The organism is Pseudomonas sp. PS02290, from assembly GCF_029960075.1.
Classification (GTDB): domain Bacteria; phylum Pseudomonadota; class Gammaproteobacteria; order Pseudomonadales; family Pseudomonadaceae; genus Aquipseudomonas.
Genome location: NZ_JASCOY010000026.1, coordinates 34,783 through 50,557, shown reverse-complemented (window position 1 = coordinate 50,557; position 15,775 = coordinate 34,783). Strand labels below are relative to the sequence as shown.

30 protein-coding genes are annotated in these 15,775 nt (G+C 54.5%); all 30 read left to right on the top strand.

The window, feature by feature from the left end:
• Window positions 1-3 precede the first annotated feature (3 nt).
• The 30 genes from tuf to bfr all read left to right on the top strand — a co-directional run bounded on the left by tuf (window position 4) and on the right by bfr (window position 15,762).
• Window positions 4-1,197 (top strand): elongation factor Tu, encoded by a 1,194-nt coding sequence (tuf, locus tag QMX88_RS13930; protein WP_024646116.1) that lies wholly within the window; start codon window positions 4-6, stop codon window positions 1,195-1,197.
• 139 nt (window positions 1,198-1,336) lie between these two features.
• Window positions 1,337-1,648: a 30S ribosomal protein S10 gene (gene rpsJ, locus QMX88_RS13925; RefSeq protein WP_003186070.1), complete on the top strand. Its 312-nt coding sequence runs from the start codon at window positions 1,337-1,339 to the stop codon at window positions 1,646-1,648.
• A gap of 81 nt (window positions 1,649-1,729) precedes the next feature.
• Window positions 1,730-2,365 carry a 50S ribosomal protein L3 gene (rplC, locus tag QMX88_RS13920; RefSeq protein ID WP_065988459.1) on the top strand — a complete coding sequence of 212 codons (636 nt, stop codon included), beginning with the start codon at window positions 1,730-1,732 and terminating at the stop codon, window positions 2,363-2,365.
• 12 nt (window positions 2,366-2,377) lie between these two features.
• The gene (gene rplD / locus QMX88_RS13915) at window positions 2,378-2,980 is read left to right on the top strand and encodes a 50S ribosomal protein L4 (RefSeq protein WP_037017717.1); all 603 of its coding nucleotides are present in this window, start codon (window positions 2,378-2,380) and stop codon (window positions 2,978-2,980) included.
• Window positions 2,977-3,276 (top strand): 50S ribosomal protein L23, encoded by a 300-nt coding sequence (gene rplW / locus QMX88_RS13910; RefSeq protein ID WP_065988457.1) that lies wholly within the window; start codon window positions 2,977-2,979, stop codon window positions 3,274-3,276. The genes rplD and rplW overlap by 4 nt, the downstream gene beginning before the upstream one ends.
• A gap of 14 nt (window positions 3,277-3,290) precedes the next feature.
• A complete protein-coding gene (gene rplB, locus QMX88_RS13905; RefSeq protein ID WP_003210080.1) occupies window positions 3,291-4,115 on the top strand; it encodes a 50S ribosomal protein L2 in 825 nt (274 codons plus the stop codon).
• A gap of 16 nt (window positions 4,116-4,131) precedes the next feature.
• The gene (gene rpsS, locus QMX88_RS13900) at window positions 4,132-4,407 is read left to right on the top strand and encodes a 30S ribosomal protein S19 (protein ID WP_002555486.1); all 276 of its coding nucleotides are present in this window, start codon (window positions 4,132-4,134) and stop codon (window positions 4,405-4,407) included.
• Window positions 4,408-4,420: 13 nt separating this feature from the next.
• A complete protein-coding gene (gene rplV, locus QMX88_RS13895; protein WP_003103908.1) occupies window positions 4,421-4,753 on the top strand; it encodes a 50S ribosomal protein L22 in 333 nt (110 codons plus the stop codon).
• 13 nt (window positions 4,754-4,766) lie between these two features.
• Window positions 4,767-5,453, top strand: a complete 687-nt coding sequence (gene rpsC / locus QMX88_RS13890; RefSeq protein WP_003176422.1) for a 30S ribosomal protein S3 — start codon at window positions 4,767-4,769, stop codon at window positions 5,451-5,453.
• A 12-nt stretch (window positions 5,454-5,465) separates the two neighbouring features.
• Window positions 5,466-5,879, top strand: coding sequence for a 50S ribosomal protein L16 (gene rplP, locus QMX88_RS13885; RefSeq protein WP_003186052.1), 414 nt, complete (start codon window positions 5,466-5,468; stop codon window positions 5,877-5,879).
• On the top strand, window positions 5,879-6,070 hold the full coding sequence (gene rpmC / locus QMX88_RS13880) for a 50S ribosomal protein L29 (RefSeq protein WP_002555481.1): 192 nt from the start codon (window positions 5,879-5,881) through the stop codon (window positions 6,068-6,070). The genes rplP and rpmC overlap by 1 nt, the downstream gene beginning before the upstream one ends.
• Window positions 6,071-6,072: 2 nt before the next feature.
• The gene (rpsQ, locus tag QMX88_RS13875; RefSeq protein WP_003194644.1) at window positions 6,073-6,339 is read left to right on the top strand and encodes a 30S ribosomal protein S17; all 267 of its coding nucleotides are present in this window, start codon (window positions 6,073-6,075) and stop codon (window positions 6,337-6,339) included.
• A 23-nt stretch (window positions 6,340-6,362) separates the two neighbouring features.
• The gene (rplN, locus tag QMX88_RS13870; RefSeq protein ID WP_002555479.1) at window positions 6,363-6,731 is read left to right on the top strand and encodes a 50S ribosomal protein L14; all 369 of its coding nucleotides are present in this window, start codon (window positions 6,363-6,365) and stop codon (window positions 6,729-6,731) included.
• 11 nt (window positions 6,732-6,742) lie between these two features.
• Window positions 6,743-7,057, top strand: a complete 315-nt coding sequence (gene rplX, locus QMX88_RS13865; protein WP_002555478.1) for a 50S ribosomal protein L24 — start codon at window positions 6,743-6,745, stop codon at window positions 7,055-7,057.
• A 20-nt stretch (window positions 7,058-7,077) separates the two neighbouring features.
• A complete protein-coding gene (gene rplE / locus QMX88_RS13860; protein WP_037017720.1) occupies window positions 7,078-7,617 on the top strand; it encodes a 50S ribosomal protein L5 in 540 nt (179 codons plus the stop codon).
• Between the two features lie 13 nt (window positions 7,618-7,630).
• The gene (rpsN, locus tag QMX88_RS13855) at window positions 7,631-7,936 is read left to right on the top strand and encodes a 30S ribosomal protein S14 (RefSeq protein ID WP_003186042.1); all 306 of its coding nucleotides are present in this window, start codon (window positions 7,631-7,633) and stop codon (window positions 7,934-7,936) included.
• A 214-nt stretch (window positions 7,937-8,150) separates the two neighbouring features.
• Complete coding sequence (gene rpsH / locus QMX88_RS13850) at window positions 8,151-8,543, top strand: 30S ribosomal protein S8 (protein WP_037017722.1); 393 nt, start codon at window positions 8,151-8,153, stop codon at window positions 8,541-8,543.
• Window positions 8,544-8,555: 12 nt separating this feature from the next.
• The gene (gene rplF, locus QMX88_RS13845) at window positions 8,556-9,089 is read left to right on the top strand and encodes a 50S ribosomal protein L6 (protein WP_108121485.1); all 534 of its coding nucleotides are present in this window, start codon (window positions 8,556-8,558) and stop codon (window positions 9,087-9,089) included.
• Window positions 9,090-9,099: 10 nt separating this feature from the next.
• Entirely contained in the window at window positions 9,100-9,450 is a 351-nt protein-coding gene (rplR, locus tag QMX88_RS13840; RefSeq protein WP_037017727.1) for a 50S ribosomal protein L18, read from the top strand.
• A 3-nt stretch (window positions 9,451-9,453) separates the two neighbouring features.
• Window positions 9,454-9,954, top strand: a complete 501-nt coding sequence (rpsE, locus tag QMX88_RS13835; RefSeq protein ID WP_037017729.1) for a 30S ribosomal protein S5 — start codon at window positions 9,454-9,456, stop codon at window positions 9,952-9,954.
• 2 nt (window positions 9,955-9,956) lie between these two features.
• On the top strand, window positions 9,957-10,133 hold the full coding sequence (rpmD, locus tag QMX88_RS13830) for a 50S ribosomal protein L30 (protein WP_028621547.1): 177 nt from the start codon (window positions 9,957-9,959) through the stop codon (window positions 10,131-10,133).
• Window positions 10,134-10,136: 3 nt separating this feature from the next.
• Complete coding sequence (gene rplO / locus QMX88_RS13825) at window positions 10,137-10,568, top strand: 50S ribosomal protein L15 (RefSeq protein WP_037017733.1); 432 nt, start codon at window positions 10,137-10,139, stop codon at window positions 10,566-10,568.
• Complete coding sequence (secY, locus tag QMX88_RS13820; protein WP_065988454.1) at window positions 10,569-11,900, top strand: preprotein translocase subunit SecY; 1,332 nt, start codon at window positions 10,569-10,571, stop codon at window positions 11,898-11,900.
• A 28-nt stretch (window positions 11,901-11,928) separates the two neighbouring features.
• Window positions 11,929-12,045: a 50S ribosomal protein L36 gene (gene rpmJ / locus QMX88_RS13815; protein WP_002555468.1), complete on the top strand. Its 117-nt coding sequence runs from the start codon at window positions 11,929-11,931 to the stop codon at window positions 12,043-12,045.
• A gap of 131 nt (window positions 12,046-12,176) precedes the next feature.
• A complete protein-coding gene (rpsM, locus tag QMX88_RS13810; protein ID WP_037017739.1) occupies window positions 12,177-12,533 on the top strand; it encodes a 30S ribosomal protein S13 in 357 nt (118 codons plus the stop codon).
• A gap of 30 nt (window positions 12,534-12,563) precedes the next feature.
• Window positions 12,564-12,953, top strand: a complete 390-nt coding sequence (gene rpsK, locus QMX88_RS13805; RefSeq protein WP_002555466.1) for a 30S ribosomal protein S11 — start codon at window positions 12,564-12,566, stop codon at window positions 12,951-12,953.
• A gap of 18 nt (window positions 12,954-12,971) precedes the next feature.
• Entirely contained in the window at window positions 12,972-13,592 is a 621-nt protein-coding gene (gene rpsD, locus QMX88_RS13800) for a 30S ribosomal protein S4 (protein ID WP_282370182.1), read from the top strand.
• A 22-nt stretch (window positions 13,593-13,614) separates the two neighbouring features.
• The gene (locus QMX88_RS13795; RefSeq protein ID WP_007970428.1) at window positions 13,615-14,616 is read left to right on the top strand and encodes a DNA-directed RNA polymerase subunit alpha; all 1,002 of its coding nucleotides are present in this window, start codon (window positions 13,615-13,617) and stop codon (window positions 14,614-14,616) included.
• A gap of 42 nt (window positions 14,617-14,658) precedes the next feature.
• On the top strand, window positions 14,659-15,045 hold the full coding sequence (gene rplQ, locus QMX88_RS13790; RefSeq protein ID WP_074891753.1) for a 50S ribosomal protein L17: 387 nt from the start codon (window positions 14,659-14,661) through the stop codon (window positions 15,043-15,045).
• A 252-nt stretch (window positions 15,046-15,297) separates the two neighbouring features.
• A complete protein-coding gene (bfr, locus tag QMX88_RS13785; RefSeq protein ID WP_122623962.1) occupies window positions 15,298-15,762 on the top strand; it encodes a bacterioferritin in 465 nt (154 codons plus the stop codon).
• The last annotated feature ends 13 nt before the right edge of the window (window positions 15,763-15,775 follow it).

Below are 15,775 nucleotides of genomic sequence, written 5' to 3'. Positions count from 1 at the left end.
GTCGTGGCTAAAGAAAAATTTGATCGTTCCCTTCCGCACGTCAACGTTGGCACCATCGGTCACGTTGACCATGGTAAAACCACGCTGACCGCTGCTCTGACTCGCGTCTGCTCCGAAGTTTTCGGTTCGGCTCGTGTTGACTTCGACAAGATCGACAGCGCACCAGAAGAGAAGGCTCGCGGTATCACCATCAACACTGCTCACGTTGAGTACAACTCGTCCGTGCGTCACTATGCACACGTTGACTGCCCAGGTCACGCCGACTACGTGAAGAACATGATCACTGGTGCTGCTCAAATGGACGGCGCTATCCTGGTTTGTTCGGCTGCTGATGGTCCGATGCCACAAACTCGTGAGCACATCCTGCTGTCCCGTCAGGTAGGCGTTCCGTACATCGTGGTCTTCCTGAACAAGGCTGACCTGGTAGACGACGCTGAGCTGCTGGAACTGGTTGAGATGGAAGTGCGCGATCTGCTGAGCACTTACGACTTCCCGGGCGACGACACTCCAATCATCATCGGCTCTGCCCGTATGGCGTTGGAAGGCAAAGACGACAACGAGATGGGCACCACTGCCGTCAAGAAGTTGGTTGAAACTCTGGACAGCTACATTCCTCAGCCGGAGCGTGCTGTCGACAAGCCGTTCCTGATGCCAATCGAAGACGTATTCTCGATCTCCGGTCGCGGTACTGTTGTGACTGGTCGTGTTGAGCGCGGTATCGTCAAGGTTCAAGATCCACTGGAAATTGTTGGTCTGCGTGACACTACCGTCACCACCTGCACCGGTGTTGAAATGTTCCGTAAGCTGCTCGACGAAGGTCGTGCTGGCGAGAACTGCGGCGTTCTGTTGCGCGGCACCAAGCGTGACGACGTTGAGCGTGGCCAGGTTCTGGTCAAGCCAGGCACCGTCAAGCCGCACACTCAGTTCGAAGCTGAAATCTACGTGCTGAGCAAAGAAGAAGGCGGCCGTCACACTCCGTTCTTCAAAGGCTACCGTCCACAGTTCTACTTCCGTACTACCGACGTAACTGGTAGCTGCGAACTGCCGGAAGGCGTTGAGATGGTTATGCCAGGCGATAACGTGAAAGTTTCCGTTACCCTGATCAAGCCAATCGCAATGGAAGATGGTCTGCGTTTCGCTATTCGTGAAGGCGGTCGTACCGTCGGCGCTGGCGTCGTGGCCAAAATCATCGCGTAAGCGATGATCTTCAAAAAGAGCCCCCGCTTGCGGGGGCTTTTTTATTGGGTTGACACCCCGTTAGCTCGTCTATAGAATTGCGCCTCCTTTAAACGGGCGTATTGCGCTCGGTGGGAAGTAGCCTGGAGTCTGAAATCCAATGCAAAATCAGCAAATCCGTATCAGGTTGAAGGCTTTTGACCATCGCCTGATCGACCAATCCACCCAGGAAATCGTGGAAACCGCGAAACGTACTGGTGCTCAAGTGCGTGGTCCGATTCCACTCCCTACCCGTAAAGAGCGGTTCACCGTTCTGGTTTCTCCGCACGTCAACAAAGACGCGCGCGACCAGTACGAGATCCGCACTCATAAGCGTGTTCTGGACATCGTCCAGCCAACGGATAAAACCGTTGATGCGCTGATGAAGCTTGATCTTGCGGCAGGTGTGGAAGTACAGATCAGCCTCGGCTAAGACTCGGGTCTTAGTCGTGTAACGCTCTGAAATGGGCGGCCATAGCGGGTGAAAGCCCCGTACACTCATGAGGTTTACAACATGACTATTGGTGTAGTCGGTCGTAAATGCGGTATGACCCGTATTTTCACCGAAGAAGGTGTCTCCATTCCGGTTACGGTCATTGAGATCGAGCCGAATCGCGTCACCCAGTTCAAAACCGAAGAAGTCGATGGCTATCGTGCAGTGCAAGTCACTGTCGGCGTTCGTCGTGCTTCCCGTGTGACTGCTGCTCAGGCAGGTCACTTCGCTAAAGCGAACGTTGCCGCAGGTCGTACCGTCCTGGAATTTCGTCTTGAAGAAGGCGAATACAAGGCTGGCGATCTGATCAATGCAGAAATCTTTGCTGCTGGCCAGATGGTAGATGTTACCGGTCAGTCGAAGGGTAAAGGCTTCCAAGGTACTATCAAGCGCCACAATTTCCGTGGTCAAGATAATACTCACGGTAACTCCGTGTCCCACCGCGTCCCGGGCTCTATCGGCCAGTGCCAGACTCCTGGTCGTGTATTCAAGGGCAAAAAAATGTCCGGTCATATGGGCGCTGAGCGCGTGACCGTGCAGTCCCTGGAAGTAGTGCGCGTGGACGCTGAACGCAATCTGTTGTTGGTCAAGGGTGCTGTTCCTGGCGCTACTGGCGGCAATGTGGTTGTACGTCCAGCAGCCAAGGCTCGCGGTTAAGGGGAAGCTGACATGCAATTAAATGTAAATGACGCTCAAGCGATCGAAGTTTCCGAACTGACATTTGGCGGCGAATTCAACGAGACGCTGGTTCACCAGGCAGTCGTGGCCTACATGGCTGGCGGTCGTCAGGGTAGCAAGCAGCAAAAGACCCGTTCTGACGTATCCGGTGGCGGTAAGCGCCCTTGGCGTCAAAAGGGTACTGGCCGTGCTCGTGCCGGTACTATCCGTAGCCCGATCTGGCGCGGCGGCGGTACCACTTTCGCAGCACGTCCTCAAGATCACTCTCAGAAGCTCAACAAGAAGATGTATCGCGCTGCACTGCGCTCCATCCTTGCTGAACTGGTTCGTACTGATCGTTTGGTCGTGGTTCAGGATTTCGCTGTTGAATCGCCGAAAACCAAAGATCTGCTGGGCAAACTGAATGACATGAGCCTGACCGACGTTTTGATCGTGTCGGACGCTGTTGATCAGAACCTGTACCTGGCTGCTCGTAACCTGCCGCACGTTGATGTACGTGATGTTCAAGGTTCCGATCCAGTTAGTCTGATCGCATACGACAAAGTGTTGATCACTGTGTCGGCCGTGAAGAAATTCGAGGAGCTGCTGGGATGAACCAGGAACGCGTATTTAAAGTTCTGCTTGGCCCGCACGTTTCCGAGAAGGCTACGGTTCTGGCAGACAAAAAAGGTCAGTTCGTTTTCAAGGTTGCTACTGATGCAACCAAGCTGGAAATCAAGAAGGCCGTCGAAAGCCTGTTCAGCGTGAAAGTAGAGCGTGTCACTACCCTGAATGTTATGGGTAAGACCAAGCGCACTGCTCGCGGTCTGGGCAAGCGTAATGACTGGAAGAAGGCGGTTATCTCCCTTCAGCCAGGCCAAGATCTCGATTTCAGCAGCAGTGCTGAGTAAGGAAGGGGTGCATCATGGCAATCGTTAAATGCAAACCGACTTCCCCTGGCCGCCGTTTTGTGGTCAAGGTGGTCAACCAGGAGCTGCATAAAGGCGCTCCTCACGCACCGCTGCTCGAGAAAAAATCGAAGACTGGTGGTCGTAACAACAATGGCCGCATCACTACTCGTCACATCGGTGGTGGTCATAAGCAGCATTATCGTCTGGTAGATTTCCGTCGCAACGATAAGGATGGCATTGCTGCCACCGTCGAGCGTATTGAATACGATCCAAACCGTACTGCTCACATCGCACTGCTGCTGTACGCAGACGGCGAGCGTCGTTACATCATCGCGCCTAAAGGCGTGAGTGCTGGCGACCAGCTGATCGCGGGCGCTTTGGCTCCAATCAAGCCAGGCAACGCCCTGCAGCTGCGCAACATCCCAGTGGGTTCTACCGTTCACGGCATCGAACTGAAGCCGGGTAAAGGTGCTCAGATCGCTCGTTCTGCTGGTGCGTCTGCACAGCTGATCGCTCGTGAAGGTGTCTACGTGACTCTGCGTCTTCGCTCCGGTGAGATGCGTAAAGTTCTGGCTGAATGCCGTGCGACTCTGGGTGAGGTCTCGAACTCCGAGCACAGCCTGCGTTCGCTGGGTAAAGCTGGTGCCAAACGCTGGCGTGGCGTTCGCCCAACCGTTCGTGGTGTTGCCATGAACCCGGTTGACCACCCACATGGTGGTGGTGAAGGTCGTACCTCTGGTGGTCGTCATCCGGTATCGCCGTGGGGCTTCCCGACTAAGGGCGCGAAGACTCGTGGTAATAAGCGTACCGACAAAATGATCGTCCGTCGTCGCAAGTAAATAGAGGGATACGACAGTGCCACGTTCTCTGAAAAAAGGTCCTTTTATTGATCTTCACCTACTGAAGAAGATCGAAGTGGCGGCGGAAAAGAACGATCGCAAACCAGTTAAGACCTGGTCGCGTCGTTCTATGATCCTGCCACAAATGGTCGGTTTGACCATTGCTGTGCATAACGGTCGTCAGCATGTTCCTGTTCTCGTGAACGAAGACATGGTCGGCCACAAACTAGGCGAGTTTGCCGGTACCCGCACTTATCGTGGGCACGTGGCAGACAAGAAAGCCAAGCGTTAAGGGGTAAGGAACGATGGAAGTAGCCGCTAAGTTGTCGGGCGCTCGAATCTCCGCCCAGAAAGCCCGCTTGGTCGCCGACCAGATCCGCGGGAAGAAGGTGGGCGAAGCGCTCAACCTGTTGGCTTTCAGCAGTAAGAAAGCCGCCGAGATCATGAAGAAAGTGCTGGAGTCGGCCGTAGCCAACGCCGAGCATAACGAAGGCGCAGACGTTGATGACCTCAAGGTCTCCACCGTTTTCGTCAACGAAGGGCGTTCGCTGAAGCGCATCATGCCACGTGCCAAAGGCCGTGCTGATCGCATCGTCAAGCGGTCTTGCCATATCACTGTCAAGGTTGCTGACAAGTAACGGAGTCGAAGAGATGGGTCAGAAAGTACATCCCATTGGCATTCGCCTGGGAATCGTCAAGGAGCACACCTCCGTCTGGTACGCAGACGGTCGGACTTATGCGGACTATTTGTTCGCTGATCTGAAGGTGCGAGAGTATCTCCAAGACAAACTAAAAAGCGCGTCCGTAAGCCGTATCGATATCCATCGTCCGGCGCAGACTGCACGCATCACCATCCACACCGCTCGTCCAGGTATCGTTATCGGGAAGAAAGGTGAAGATGTTGAGAAGCTGCGTCAGGACCTGACCAAGCAAATGGGTGTGCCTGTGCACATCAATATCGAAGAGATCCGTAAGCCGGAGCTCGACGGTATGCTGGTTGCGCAGAGCGTAGCTCAGCAGCTGGAGCGTCGCGTAATGTTCCGTCGCGCTATGAAGCGCGCAGTGCAGAACGCCATGCGCATTGGTGCCAAAGGCATCAAAATCCAAGTGAGCGGTCGTCTCGGCGGTGCTGAAATCGCACGCACTGAATGGTATCGCGAAGGTCGTGTGCCATTGCACACCCTGCGTGCCGACATCGACTATGCCAACTACGAAGCTCACACCACTTACGGTGTGATCGGTGTAAAGGTTTGGATCTTCAAAGGCGAAGTAATTGGTGGTCGCCAAGAAGAGCTGAAACCGCAAGCACCAGCGCCTCGTAAAAAAGCTGCTAAGTAAGGGGTACGCCAAATGTTGCAACCTAAGCGTACGAAGTTCCGCAAGCAGATGACCGGCCACAACCGTGGTCTGGCATTGCGCGGTAGCAAAGTCAGCTTCGGCGAGTTCGCGCTGAAGTCTGTCGCTCGTGGTCGTCTCACCGCTCGTCAGATCGAGTCAGCGCGTCGTGCACTGACCCGTCACGTTAAACGTGGCGGCAAGATCTGGATCCGTGTATTCCCGGACAAGCCTGTCACCAAAAAGCCACTCGAAGTTCGGATGGGTAAAGGTAAGGGTAACGTGGAGTACTGGGTTGCCCAGATTCAGCCAGGCAAAGTCCTGTATGAAATCGAGGGTGTTTCCGAAGAGTTGGCGCGTGAGGCTTTCGCCCTGGCTGCTGCAAAGCTGCCGCTCGCCACCTCCTTTGTTAAGCGGACGGTGATGTGATGAAAGCGAATGAACTTCGTGAAAAATCAGCACAGCAACTGAACGAGCAACTGCTCGGCTTGCTGCGCGACCAGTTCAATCTGCGCATGCAGAAAGCAACTGGCCAGTTGGGGCAGTCTCACCTGCTCTCGCAAGTTAAGCGTGACATCGCTCGCGTGAAGACTGTGCTCAACCAGCAGGCAGGTAAGTAATCATGGCTGAAGCCGAAAAAACCGTCCGTACGCTGACTGGCCGTGTCGTCAGCGACAAGATGGACAAGACCATCACCGTACTGATCGAGCGTCGCGTCAAGCACCCAATCTACGGTAAATACGTTAAGCGTTCGACTAAGCTGCACGCGCACGACGAAACCAATCAGTGCCACATCGGCGACAAGGTCACTATTCGTGAAACTCGTCCGATGGCCAAGACTAAGTCCTGGGCACTGGTTGATGTTCTCGAACGCGCTGTGGAAGTCTAAGGGCTAGGGGTCGGAGAAATTATATGATTCAGACTCAATCCATGCTCGATGTGGCCGATAACAGCGGCGCACGCCGCGTTATGTGCATCAAGGTGCTTGGTGGCTCTCATCGTCGTTACGCTGGTATCGGTGACATCATCAAAGTTACCGTCAAGGAAGCAATTCCGCGCGGTAAGGTGAAAAAAGGCCAAGTGATGACTGCAGTAGTAGTCCGCACTCGCCATGGTGTTCGTCGCGCAGACGGCTCCATCATCCGCTTTGATGGCAACGCTGCTGTTCTGTTGAACAACAAGCAAGAGCCGATCGGCACCCGTATCTTTGGGCCAGTGACCCGTGAACTTCGTACTGAGAAGTTCATGAAGATCGTCTCGCTCGCCCCAGAAGTGCTGTAAGGAGATCCGACATGCAAAAGATTCGTCGTGACGACGAGATCATCGTGATCGCCGGCAAAGACAAAGGTAAGCGCGGTAAGGTGCTCAAGGTTCTCGCTGACGACCGCTTGGTCGTTGGTGGGATCAACCTGGTGAAGCGTCATACCAAGCCAAACCCGATGTCGGGCGTACAGGGCGGTATCGTCGAGAAAGAAGCGCCATTGCACGCTTCTAACGTCGCCATTTTCAACGGCGCAACCAACAAGGCTGACCGCGTTGGTTTCAAAGTTGAAGACGGCAAGAAAATTCGTGTCTTCAAGTCGACCCAAAAAGCGGTTGATGCTTGAACACTGCTAGGTAGAAGACCATGGCACGACTAAAAGAGATTTACTGGAAAGAAATCGCACCGAAGCTTAAGGAAGAACTTAAGCTTTCGAACGTGATGGAAGTTCCACGCGTTACCAAGATCACCCTGAACATGGGTCTGGGCGAAGCGATCGGCGACAAAAAAGTCATCGAGCACGCTGTTGCAGATCTGGAAAAAATCACCGGCCAAAAAGTCGTCGTGACCTACGCTCGCAAATCTATCGCTGGCTTTAAAGTCCGTGAAGGTTGGCCGATCGGCGTCAAAGTGACTCTGCGCCGTGAGCGTATGTATGAATTCCTGGATCGTCTGCTGTCGATCTCCCTGCCTCGGGTCCGCGACTTCCGCGGCCTGAATGCCAAGTCCTTCGATGGTCGTGGTAACTACAGCATGGGCGTTAAAGAGCAGATCATTTTCCCGGAAATCGACTACGACAAGATCGATGCCCTGCGCGGTCTGGACATTACCCTGACCACCACTGCTCGTACGGACGAAGAAGGTCGCGCATTGCTGCGTGCTTTCAAGTTCCCGTTCCGCAACTGATTGGAGTAGGACCATGGCCAAGAAGAGCATGAAAAACCGTGAGCTGAAGCGTCAGCTCACCGTTGCCAAGTACGCTACCAAGCGTGCTGCGCTGAAAGCGATCATCGTGGATCTGAACGCAAGTCCAGAAGCACGTTGGGAAGCTACGGTCGCACTGCAGAAGCAGCCACGTGACGCAAGTGCCTCGCGCATGCGTAACCGTTGCCGCCTGACAGGTCGTCCGCACGGCGTGTACCGCAAGTTCGGCCTCGGCCGTAACATGCTGCGTCAAGCAGCAATGCGTGGCGACGTACCAGGTCTGGTTAAAGCCAGCTGGTAAGCAGTTATTCACGCAGTACGCCCATTGTGTTCACGTCGAACCGATGGGCGTAGAGCCTGAATTTGAATCAAGCCCCTTTTGGGGCTTGATTCATTTCTGGGGTGCGCCTAGAATTGCCGGCTCGCCAGAGCCCGTGCTCGCACGTGCCCGGAATTTTAAGGCGACAGGTTGTAGCCGTAAGGCTCATTTTTTTTGTATCAGGAGCGTCTAGCCCATGAGTATGCAGGACCCGTTAGCGGACATGCTAACTCGTATCCGTAATGCCCAGATGGCTGAAAAGCCCGTCGTAAGCATGCCATCCTCCACGTTGAAGGTGGCTGTAGCCAAAGTCCTGAAGGACGAAGGTTACATTGCGGGTTATCAGATCAGCAGCGAAACAAAGCCGTTGCTATCCATCGAGCTGAAGTACTTCGAAGGCCGTCCGGTCATCGAGGAAGTGAAGCGCGTTAGCCGTCCAGGCCTGCGTCAGTACAAGTCCGTCGATGAGTTGCCAAAAGTTCGTGGCGGCCTCGGTGTGTCTATCGTCTCCACCAACAAAGGTGTGATGACGGATCGTGCTGCGCGCGCTGCCGGTGTCGGCGGCGAAGTGCTTTGCACTGTGTTCTAAGGGGGGATAAGCATGTCACGCGTAGCTAAGAACCCCGTTAAGTTGCCAGCAGGCGTCGAAGTCAAGCTCGTCGGCCAGCAGCTTTCGGTGAAGGGTGCCAAGGGCACTCTAGACCTGAACATTCATTCGTCCGTTGAAATTGTTGAAGAGTCCGGTGAGCTGCGTTTTGCTGCTCGCAACGGCGATCAACAAACTCGCGCAATGGCCGGTACCACTCGTGCGTTGGTAAACAACATGGTCCAAGGCGTAAGCCAAGGCTTCGAGCGCAAGCTCCAGCTGGTCGGTGTTGGTTACAAAGCGCAAGCAAAAGGCACGGTACTGAACCTGGCCCTTGGCTTCTCGCACCCAGTGGACTACGAATTGCCGGAAGGCATCACCGCTGAGACTCCCAACCAAACCGATATCGTTATTCGCGGTATCGACAAGCAGTTGGTTGGTCAAGTGGCCGCTGAGATCCGCGACTTCCGCCGTCCAGAGCCGTACAAAGGCAAAGGCGTGCGTTACGCGGACGAAGTCGTCCGTCGTAAAGAAGCCAAGAAGAAGTAGGGCATAGCAAATGACCGTCAAAAAAGTTACCCGACTGCGTCGCGCTCGCAAAGCACGCCTGAAAATGCACGAACTCGAAGTCGTGCGTCTCTGCGTGTACCGCTCTTCGCAGCACATTTATGCCCAGGTCATCTCGGCCGACGGCAGCAAAGTCCTGGCAAACGCCTCGACTTTGGACAAAGAACTGCGTGATGGCGCCACTGGCAACATCGACGCGGCCACTAAAGTTGGCCAGCTGATCGCTGAGCGTGCGAAAGCCGCCGGTGTATCGCAAGTGGCTTTTGATCGTTCTGGCTTCAAGTACCACGGTCGCGTTAAGGCGCTGGCTGATGCTGCTCGTGAAGGCGGGCTGGAGTTCTAAGTTATGTCAAATAACGACCAAAAACGCGACGAAGGCTACATCGAGAAGCTGGTACAAGTTAATCGCGTAGCAAAAACCGTTAAAGGCGGCCGTATCTTCACTTTCACCGCGTTGACCGTGGTTGGTGATGGTAAAGGGCGTGTTGGCTTCGGCCGTGGCAAGTCACGTGAAGTGCCTGCTGCGATCCAGAAGGCAATGGAAGCTGCTCGCCGCAACATGATCCAGGTCGATCTGAACGGCACCACGCTGCAGTACGCTATCAAGTCCGCTCATGGGGCTTCGAAGGTCTACATGCAGCCTGCGTCGGAAGGTACTGGCATCATCGCTGGCGGCGCAATGCGCGCCGTTCTCGAAGTTGCTGGCGTCCACAACGTTCTGGCCAAGTGCTACGGTTCGACTAACCCGGTCAACGTTGTTCACGCAACGTTCAAGGGTTTGAAGACCATGCAGTCCCCTGAGTCCATCGCTGCTAAACGCGGCCTGAACGTCCAGGAGATCTTCTGATCATGGCTACCGTTAAAGTAACGCTGATCAAAAGCATGACCGGCCGCATCCCTAACCACAAATTGTGCGTTAAGGGTTTGGGTCTGCGTCGCATCGGTCACACTGTAGAAGTCGTTGATACCCCGGAAAACCGTGGGATGATCAACAAGGCTTACTACATGCTGCGAGTCGAGGGTTAATCGATGAAACTCAATGATCTGAGTCCAGCGCCGGGTTCCCGTCGCGAAAAGCATCGTCCGGGCCGTGGTATCGGTAGTGGTTTGGGCAAGACCGGTGGCCGTGGCCACAAAGGTCAGACCTCCCGCTCCGGTGGCACCATTGCTCCGGGCTTCGAAGGCGGCCAACAGCCGTTGCATCGTCGTCTGCCCAAGTTCGGCTTCGTCTCTTTGAAAGCTATGGATCGTGCTGAAGTTCGCACCTCCGAGCTGGCTAAAGTAGAAGGCGTCGTCACTGTGCAGTCCCTGAAGGATGCCAACGTGATCAACCAAAACGTACAGCGTGTGAAAATCATGCTGTCCGGTGAGGTTACTCGCGCAGTCACCCTCAAAGGTATCGCAGCCACCAAAGGTGCGCGTGCGGCTATCGAAGCAGCTGGCGGCAAGTTCGAGGAATAAATGGCTAAGCAAGGTGCTCTCTCAGCGCTAGGCAAAAGCGGCGGGTTGTCCGAACTCTGGGCTCGTCTGCGTTTCCTGTTCCTGGCGATTATCGTCTATCGGATCGGTGCGCATATCCCAGTTCCGGGTATCAACCCTGACCGTCTGGCGGACCTGTTTCGACAGAATGAGGGGACCATTCTTAGCTTGTTCAACATGTTTTCAGGTGGTGCGCTGGAGCGCATGAGCATTTTTGCACTGGGGATCATGCCGTATATCTCGGCATCGATCATCATGCAGCTCATGACCGCGGTCAGCCCGCAGCTGGAGCAGTTGAAGAAGGAAGGTGAGGCTGGTCGTCGTAAGATCAGCCAGTACACCCGCTATGGCACCGTCGTCCTGGCTCTGGTTCAAGCTATTGGCATGTCCATTGGTTTGGCCGGTCAGGGCGTTGCGTTCTCAGCAGATATCGGCTTCCACTTCGTTGCAGTCACCACCTTTGTTGCTGGTGCGCTGTTCATGATGTGGCTGGGCGAGCAGATCACTGAGCGAGGTGTTGGCAACGGTATCTCGATGTTGATTTTTTCGGGTATCGTCGCCGGTCTTCCGAGAGCGATCGGGCAGTCTTTCGAGTCTGCACGTCAGGGTGATATCAATATCTTCGCCTTGGTCGCCATCGGTTTGCTGGCAGTAGCGATCATCGGTTTCGTGGTGTTCATCGAGCGTGGTCAGCGTCGTATTGCTGTTCACTACGCCAAACGTCAGCAGGGCCGCAAGGTCTTCGCTGCGCAGACGAGCCACTTGCCGTTGAAAGTGAACATGGCGGGCGTTATTCCTGCCATCTTCGCTAGCAGCATCTTGCTGTTTCCGGCTTCGCTGGGTGCCTGGTTCGGTCAGTCTGAAGGTATGGGCTGGTTGCAGGACATCTCGCAGTCGATCGCACCTGGTCAGCCGTTGAATATTCTGCTGTTTAGTGCAGGGATTATTTTCTTCTGCTTCTTCTATACGGCGTTGATGTTCAATCCGAAAGACGTAGCGGAAAACCTGAAGAAGTCCGGTGCCTTTATTCCGGGCATTCGTCCTGGTGAGCAGTCTGCGCGCTATATTGATGGCGTTCTGACTCGTCTGACCATGTTCGGTGCTCTCTATATGATGGCCGTGTGCTTGCTTCCACAGTTTCTCGTGGTCGCTGCAAACGTGCCGTTTTACCTTGGCGGGACCTCGTTGCTGATCGTGGTCGTGGTTGTGATGGACTTCATGTCCCAAGTGCAATCGCACCTCGTTTCGCACCAGTATGAATCCCTGATGAAGAAAGCCAACCTGAAGGGCTACGGCAGCGGCATGCTGCGCTGAAGCACCCATAAGGTTCGAGGAGTTGGTGATGAAAGTTCGTGCATCGGTGAAAAAGCTGTGCCGCAACTGCAAGATTATTCGCCGCGAAGGTGTTGTTCGAGTAATTTGCAGCGCGGAACCACGTCACAAGCAGCGCCAAGGCTAAATGTGATCTGTGCTAAAAGCCCAGCAGCTAGTGCGCTGCTGGGTTGATTATTTGTTATTACAGCGATATTATCTCGCGCCCTATTTCTTGGCTTCCGGGGCGTAGGTAGCTGTCAATTGGAGTCCCACTGAATGGCCCGTATTGCAGGCGTTAACATTCCAGATAACAAGCATACTGTTATCTCGCTGACCTACATCTATGGTGTTGGTCGCACAACTGCACACAAAATCTGTGCTACTACCGGGGTTAACCCGGCGGTAAAGATCAAAGATCTGAGCGACGAGCAGATTGAACAGCTGCGTGGCGAAGTCGCGAAGTTCACCACTGAAGGTGATCTGCGTCGCGAAATCAACATGAAAATCAAGCGCTTGATGGACCTCGGTTGCTATCGCGGTCTGCGTCATCGTCGTGGTCTTCCAGTACGCGGTCAGCGTACCAAGACTAACGCGCGTACCCGTAAAGGTCCGCGTAAGCCGATCCGCAAGTAATCGCCCCAGCGAATCGACAGGAATTAAATCATGGCAAAACCTGCTGCTCGTCCTCGTAAAAAAGTTAAAAAGACAGTGGTTGATGGCATCGCCCACATCCATGCATCTTTTAACAACACAATCGTGACCATCACCGACCGTCAAGGTAACGCTCTGTCCTGGGCAACCTCCGGTGGTTCGGGTTTCCGCGGTTCCCGCAAGTCCACGCCGTTTGCTGCTCAAGTAGCTGCCGAACGTGCTGGTCAAGCTGCGCTGGAATACGGCCTGAAAAACCTCGACGTCAACGTCAAAGGTCCAGGTCCAGGTCGTGAATCTGCTGTCCGTGCTTTGAACGGCTGCGGCTACAAGATCGCCAGCATCACCGACGTGACGCCAATCCCGCACAACGGGTGCCGTCCGCCGAAGAAGCGCCGCGTGTAATCCAGGAGATTGTAAAGAATGGCTCGTTACATTGGTCCAAAATGCAAACTCGCTCGTCGCGAAGGCACCGATCTCTTTCTGAAGAGCGGCGTGCGCGCGATCGAATCGAAGTGCAACATCGAAGCAGCACCTGGTATCCACGGCCAACGCCGCGGTCGCCAGTCCGACTACGGCACCCAACTGCGTGAAAAGCAGAAAGTCCGTCGTATTTATGGCGTTCTCGAGCGTCAGTTCAGCGGTTACTACAAAGAAGCTGCCGGCAAGAAAGGCGCAACTGGTGAGAACCTGCTGCAACTGCTCGAATGCCGTCTGGACAACGTTGTATACCGCATGGGCTTTGGTTCGACTCGTGCCGAATCGCGTCAGCTGGTATCGCACAAGTCGGTCAGCGTAAACGGCAAAACCGTTAACGTTCCGTCCTACCAGGTCCGTGCTGGTGACGTAGTGGCAATTCGCGAAAAAGCGAAGAGCCAGCTGCGTATTGTCCAGGCTCTCGATCTGTGTGCCCAACGTGGCCGCGTAGAATGGGTAGAAGTAGACACTGAGAAAAAGTCTGGCGTCTTCAAAAGCGTCCCAGCTCGCAGTGATCTGTCCGCCGACATCAACGAAAGCCTGATTGTCGAGCTCTACTCCAAGTAAGGGCTAGAAAATAGGTGCATCCATGCAGATTTCGGTAAATGAGTTCCTGACACCCCGCCACATTGATGTGCAGGTTGTCAGTCCGACCCGCGCCAAAATCACTCTCGAGCCTCTCGAGCGTGGTTTCGGCCATACCCTGGGCAACGCGCTGCGCCGCATCCTGTTGTCCTCCATGCCCGGCTGTGCAGTAGTCGAGGCCGAGATTGATGGTGTACTCCATGAGTACAGCGCAATCGAAGGTGTACAGGAAGATGTCATTGAAATCCTGTTGAACCTGAAAGGTCTGGCTATCAAGCTGCACGGTCGAGACGAAGTTACGCTGACCTTGTCGAAGAAGGGTTCGGGGGTGGTTACCGCTGCCGATATTCAGCTGGATCATGATGTCGAGATCGTTAACCCCGATCACGTAATCGCTAACCTGGCGTCTAACGGCGCCCTGAACATGAAGCTCGTTGTAGCTCGTGGTCGCGGTTATGAACCAGCAGACTCGCGTCAGAGCGATGAAGACGAAAGCCGCAGCATTGGTCGCTTGCAGCTCGACTCTTCGTTCAGCCCGGTTCGTCGCATTGCATACGTGGTGGAAAACGCCCGTGTCGAGCAACGTACCAACCTGGACAAGCTGGTTATCGATCTGGAAACCAACGGTACTCTGGATCCTGAAGAGGCTATCCGTCGTGCAGCAACCATTCTGCAACAGCAGTTGGCTGCGTTCGTCGACCTCAAAGGTGACAGCGAACCCGTTGTAGTCGAACAGGAAGACGAGATCGATCCGATCCTGCTTCGTCCGGTTGACGATTTGGAACTGACCGTACGTTCGGCCAACTGCCTTAAGGCGGAGAACATTTACTACATCGGCGACCTGATTCAGCGCACCGAAGTAGAACTGTTGAAGACTCCGAACCTGGGCAAGAAATCCTTGACCGAGATCAAGGACGTTCTGGCTTCTCGTGGTCTCTCCCTCGGCATGCGCCTCGACAACTGGCCGCCTGCAAGTCTTAAGAAGGACGACAAGGCGACTGCCTGATCGTCGTAATCACCGAACGTACTGTTTGGTAAGGAATGAACCATGCGTCATCGTAAAAGTGGACGTCACCTGAGCCGTACCAGCTCTCACCGTAAGGCCATGTTCCAAAACATGGCGGTGTCGCTGTTCGAGCACGAGCTGATCAAAACTACCCTGCCGAAAGCCAAAGAACTGCGTCGCGTTGCTGAGCCGCTGATCACCTTGGCCAAGATTGACAGCGTTGCTAACCGTCGTCTGGCATTTGACCGTACCCGTTCGAAAGAAATGGTCGGCAAACTGTTTAACGATCTGGGCAAGCGTTATGCAACTCGTGAGGGTGGCTACCTGCGCATCCTCAAGTGCGGCTTCCGCGCTGGCGACAACGCGCCCATGGCGTACGTCGAACTGGTTGATCGTCCTGTCGGTGGCTCTGTAGAAGCCGCTGAATAAGACATCAGTCAATACAAAGAACCGGGCCTAGTGCCCGGTTTTTTGTTGTCCGCGCCAAAGCCTCCCGGAGCGCTAGGCTCAGCGCAATTCGGGGTGATTCTAAGTGATAAACGGAACCCTCCTCATTTACCCGTCTTTTCGGTACCAAATGTCCGAATTTCGCCGGATTTCTATGTTTATTTGCTATGCCGCAGGGTGACCAACCAGTCTGGTTGGTTCAAACTAACGCCTTTCACGTGGAGATGGACGGCGATGCAAGGCCACCCGGATGTAATTGATTACCTCAACACGCTGTTGACTGGCGAACTGGCTGCGCGCGACCAGTATTTCGTTCACTCGCGGATGTACGAAGATTGGGGTTTTAGCAAGCTGTACGAACGTATCAATCACGAGATGGAAGAAGAGGCTCAACACGCAGATGCGTTGATGCGCCGGATTCTGATGCTCGAAGGCACTCCGCGTATGCGTCCTGACGATCTGGATGTGGGCACTACGGTACCGGAGATGCTCGCCAGCGATCTTCGCCTGGAATACAAGGTGCGAGCCGCACTGTGCAAAGGTATTGCGCTCTGTGAGCAGCACAGAGACTACGTCAGCCGCGACATCCTCCGCATTCAACTCGCCGACACCGAAGAAGACCATACCTACTGGCTTGAGAAGCAATTAGGCCTGATCAAGTCCATCGGACTCGAAAACTATCTTCAGTCGCAGTTCTGATTACTCAGACCGC